The organism is Candidatus Megaera venefica, assembly GCF_034554655.1.
GTDB classification, from domain to species: domain Bacteria; phylum Pseudomonadota; class Alphaproteobacteria; order Rickettsiales; family Rickettsiaceae; genus Megaera_A; species Megaera_A venefica.
The window spans coordinates 1-4,407 of record NZ_JARJFB010000143.1 but is presented as its reverse complement, the minus strand read 5'-3'; the positions used below and the strand labels follow the sequence as shown (position 1 = coordinate 4,407).

The 4,407-nt window shown below is 35.3% G+C and carries 5 protein-coding genes; 2 read left to right on the top strand and 3 right to left on the bottom strand.

Features of this window, described 5'->3' with window-relative positions:
- The coding region (locus tag Megvenef_RS07665) for an aminotransferase class I/II-fold pyridoxal phosphate-dependent enzyme (RefSeq protein WP_322777369.1) at positions 1-1,172 on the bottom strand (1,172 nt) is incomplete at its 3' end.
- On the bottom strand, positions 1,162-1,755 hold the full coding sequence (locus tag Megvenef_RS07660; protein WP_322777368.1) for a helix-turn-helix domain-containing protein: 594 nt from the start codon (positions 1,753-1,755) through the stop codon (positions 1,162-1,164). The genes Megvenef_RS07665 and Megvenef_RS07660, both read right to left, overlap by 11 nt.
- Positions 1,756-1,893: 138 nt before the next feature.
- Between Megvenef_RS07660 and Megvenef_RS07655 the strand changes: the two genes are divergently transcribed.
- Entirely contained in the window at positions 1,894-2,301 is a 408-nt protein-coding gene (locus tag Megvenef_RS07655; protein ID WP_322777367.1) for a nuclear transport factor 2 family protein, read from the top strand.
- 70 nt (positions 2,302-2,371) lie between these two features.
- On the opposite strand, the gene Megvenef_RS07650 is transcribed toward Megvenef_RS07655, so the two are convergent.
- Entirely contained in the window at positions 2,372-3,877 is a 1,506-nt protein-coding gene (locus Megvenef_RS07650) for an Npt1/Npt2 family nucleotide transporter (protein ID WP_322777370.1), read from the bottom strand.
- Between the two features lie 202 nt (positions 3,878-4,079).
- Between Megvenef_RS07650 and Megvenef_RS07645 the strand changes: the two genes are divergently transcribed.
- Positions 4,080-4,407 (top strand): transposase (locus Megvenef_RS07645; protein ID WP_322776028.1); only part of this gene is annotated, 328 nt, incomplete at its 3' end.

Here is a 4,407-nt window from a genome sequence, read left to right as displayed (position 1 = left end):
CTATGGCTCATTTTATGATCAAATTCGAAGGGAGAATTTAAGTGCCTATAATCGAATTTACACAAATAGATGGAAAGTCTCTTACCTAACGCCTCAGGCATATTTTTCCGACCAAAACCTATACGAAAACAGTTACTTTCATGGTCATAAACTGATGCTGGCATAAGAAGGACTCCTTTTTCTTTCATTAGTCTTTTTGAAAAGCTTTCTATAGATTCTTGTCCTTTATATCTTACAAACCCTATACATCCTCCTTGGGGCCTGACCCATTCAAATAAGTCTTTATATTTTTCTATGAACACATCAAGCAACTTTAAATTTTCTGCAACAATCAGATTATTTCGAGAAAGAATTTTATCTTTATTCCTCAATGCAATAAGACTGATAATCTCAGATGGCGCACTATTGCAAATAGAAGTATAGTGCTTCATATATTCTATCTTTTTAAGCAATTGCTTGTCTTGGCAGGCAATCCAACCAATACGAAGCCCAGGCATCCCAAAAGCTTTACTCATTACCCCAAGCGATAGTGCTCTTGGATAGATTTCTGCAGCAGGCTGAGCCCAACCTTCTTTGGGATTGCCTAATAAGCGATAAACCTCGTCAGAGAAAAGCCATAAGCCATGAGCATCGCATATGGCAACTAGCTCCTTTAACTCTGATTGAGTTATCACTTGGCCCGTTGGATTGTGTGGAAAGTTAATTACAATACACTTCGTGTTTGCCTTTATTGCCTTCTTTATCTCATCTAAATCTATGCACCATTTGTTCTTTGCTAGAAGTGCCACGCTAGTTATTTCAGCTCCATTTAATTTCGGTATTTCAATTAATGATTGGTAGCACGGAGTTAAAACAATAACATGGTCACCTTGTTCACATAATGTATGAAGCGCACAAAATATCCCATCTTCAGCACCAGCAAAACATAATATATTGTCTGTTTTTAGTTTTGGATATAAGCAGCTTGCAATTTCCGTGCGTAAAGCTGGTAAGCCATCAGCCTCAGTGTATCCAAGCCTCAAATTATTCCACAATTCTTTCTCACTATCGCTAGCATAACCTATGATCTCATGCATAGAGAAGCTTTCAGCATCTGAACAGCACAATAAATACGGAGCTGAAAATTCATACTTAGCAAGATACTCTTCTAATTTAAAAACATTAATACCCATTATTATTCCTCCATTCTTTCAAATATTTAAATATTGTTGCCCGCCCCAGACCTAAAATATTAGCCACATAATCAGCAGCATTTTTTTCTGCAAAAGCCCCAAGTTTAAACAAGTGGTTGGTAAGAATCTTTTTCTGAGCGTGACTTAATTCATCAAATTTAAAACCTTGCTCTTTAAGAAAAGCATGTATAGCAACATGCAATTTTTCTTGCCAATCATTTTTAAATAACCTTTCTGGCTGATTCTCCTTCATACTGTTCAAAAATACTTCACCTAAATTTTTCATTTGACAAAAAACCGAAGCATCTGCGTTTATGCATATCAACCATTTATTGTCAACAGGTACGGAAACTGACTTAATCAATCGACCATCAAAATTAATCTTAGGGTAAACTATTTGATCTATATTTTTTTCAAATTCACCTGGTTCAAGCAAGGACAGATCCCCCACTTTACGTTTTGAAAGATTGCCATTTATATAATAAATTTTGCCCGAGACAAGATCATGAATTATTACTTCAATCAAAGGCTGCATAAGCAAAACGATAGAATTACAAATTGGGATATAATGTAATATGTTCATATTTGATACTTTTTAGTCTGTTTATTGTTACAATATAGACTATTTAATATACAATATCAAGTTATTTTAAACTTTAAAAATTGATAGAAGTCCATATACTTTTAAAATAGATAGAAATACAAGATACAAAAGGTAATAGTGGATTCAACATTTAGTAAAGAAAAAGTGCTAGAAGAATTAAAAGCACGCGAGCCTATATTTCATCACCCTAATAAATTTGGCAACAGCAAGCAAGATATTCTTAACACGACATGTGAAGAGTTCTGCGAGGTTGGCGCATCTGGCAATGTTTACACAAGAAAGGATGTAGTTGAGGTTCTGCTACAGCGCTATGGAGACCAGAATTATCAAGATATTTGGGAGACAAAGGATTTTGAACTGACTCAAATAGCAACTAACAACTACTTAATTACCTATACACTCATACAAGAAGAAAGGGTCACACGCCGTAGCACAATTTGGCGCCTAGAGCATAGTCATTGGAAAATATTCTACCACCAAGGAACAGTAGTACTACAGAAAGAAAGTAATAAATACAAAAAATAGTATCTGTATAGACCAAGAAAGGAGCTACGAGTTTAGGACAAAATTTTTGTCCTAAACTCGTAAAATTTGATTATTGAGCAGCTTCGTTCTGCTCTAGTTTCTTATAGTATTCTTTGCCAAGGCCTTTTACAGCTAATAGCCACAGAATCACTACTACAAAGAATATACCAGCAAAATATGGTGTAGCCTCTGTAAACGTAAATGTCGGCATCAAGATGAAGAATGTTGATTGAATAATACCACCACCAGATTTACCAAATCTGCCACCTATAACATCAACAGCAGCTTTACCTTTAGTCTTCATTTCATCATCAAGCGGGATATATGCCATCTCTTTTGTTGAATCAAATAAAGAATATTTTGTTGCTTTACTGAGCACGTTCTGAGCCGTGCCTACCATAACTGCCAGAGCAAGAGGCCCCGTACCAAAGAAAGCAGCTAATTGTAGGCCAATCCCTTGATCAAAAAATATGAACGAAAAGAAGGCAAGACCAGTTACAAGAATCATAATTGGCGTAAATATAGCCGCAGTAGACCATGATACTCTACGAAGAATATTACTTCCAACTAACATAAAGAATATAGCCGCCCCTCCTTGATAAGCCTGAAATATTCCCATGTATGAAGTATATGCTTCAACAGTAGGGTATAATTCCTTAAGTTTAGCTTTCCAAACACCTTCAACAAGATTCATGGAAATTCCATACGCAATGATAAGAAGGACAAGTAAGCCAAGATATCTAGATGTTAGAATCATCTTAAAGCTCTCACCAAGAGATAATTTAGTTTTTTTCTTCTTTGCAGAGCCAGGCGCACCTGCATCATATAATCTTGGATCAGTTAAAACATTACTGTTAATCCAAGCATATAAAAATACTACCATTAAACCGCTTAAGATAGTCACACAAAGTACCGGGATAAGCTTTACGTTTTCAGGAACGATGTGTATATCAGGACTTAAAAGCAAATGAAAAGTTACAGCAACAAGGGGAAGAGCAACATTGCCAAGTAAACCGAACATAGAGTAAAAACGCTTTGCTTCTTCTGTCTTAGTTATTTGGTTAGCAAAACTCCAAAACAATAGGGTTAGCATCATACTGCCCCACATTTCAGCCATCATGTAAAATGAAGCAAAGCTCCAGCTTCCTGCAATTCTGATAAACCATTTGAAGTTTGGATATTGATCAGCCAACGAAGCTATAAATTCTTTTGAAGGATGAAACGTATCAGGATTAGGGTAGAGTACAAAGGTAAACACCGCAAAATAAATTATAAAGAACATCGTTACTGTATAAAAAACTTTCTGCTGGCTCATCATGTTGCAGAGTTTTGCATACAAAACCATAAAAATTACAGCGGAGGGAAGAACAACATAAGTTTTTAAAAAACTTATTGCCTCAGGGCCAATATGAGTAACAACCAGCCCGTCTTTTATTGACCTGACCGTTGCATAATTAAAAAGAATACAAGCCATCATCAAAGCCATTGGGATGAATTTCTTATTTTCATGCCACTCAATAGGCCAGAATACCCTTCTTAGCTCTGTTAAGAAATTGGCTATCTTAGACTTTTTCATCATTTACCTTCGTTAATGTTTATATCAATTACTTAGGACATTCTACAAGTTCAAATGCAAAAAGTCAATAATTTTGGTTAATTAGTCCCTCCGTCAAAACTCTCCCCGCCTGAATTAACAAGGGGTTTCATGTCATAAACAGCTTACAAAATCCATAAGAAAATGGTATAATTACCGCATAAAGCTTACGGATTTTAAAATTATGCCTATAGAAAATATTACTTTTCTCCAAAAACAAGAAAGGTTATTTGAAGAGAAATTATCTACAAAACTAAATCCTAAAAACAAGTTATATAAACTAAGGGATTTAGTAAATTGGTCTGAACTTGAAGCCAGAGCATTGCCTAACATTGAAATCAAGCAATTTGGTAGAAATAAGAAAGATCATAGAGTAATGCTAGCACTATCAATGCTTCAAGCTATGTACAACGGTTCTGATTCGTTTACGGAGGAAGAGCTAAAGGAAAATATTTATTGGCAATATTTTTGTGGTTATGAATATTTGCAGCAAGATCTTGATGTGTCTGAAG

Excerpts from the sequence above, each read along its gene's own strand:
- Megvenef_RS07660 (WP_322777368.1), bottom strand. The coding sequence starts at position 1,755 with ATGAACATATTACATTATATCCCAATTTGTAATTCTATCGTTTTGCTT.
- Megvenef_RS07650 (WP_322777370.1), bottom strand. The coding sequence starts at position 3,877 with ATGAAAAAGTCTAAGATAGCCAATTTCTTAACAGAGCTAAGAAGGGTA.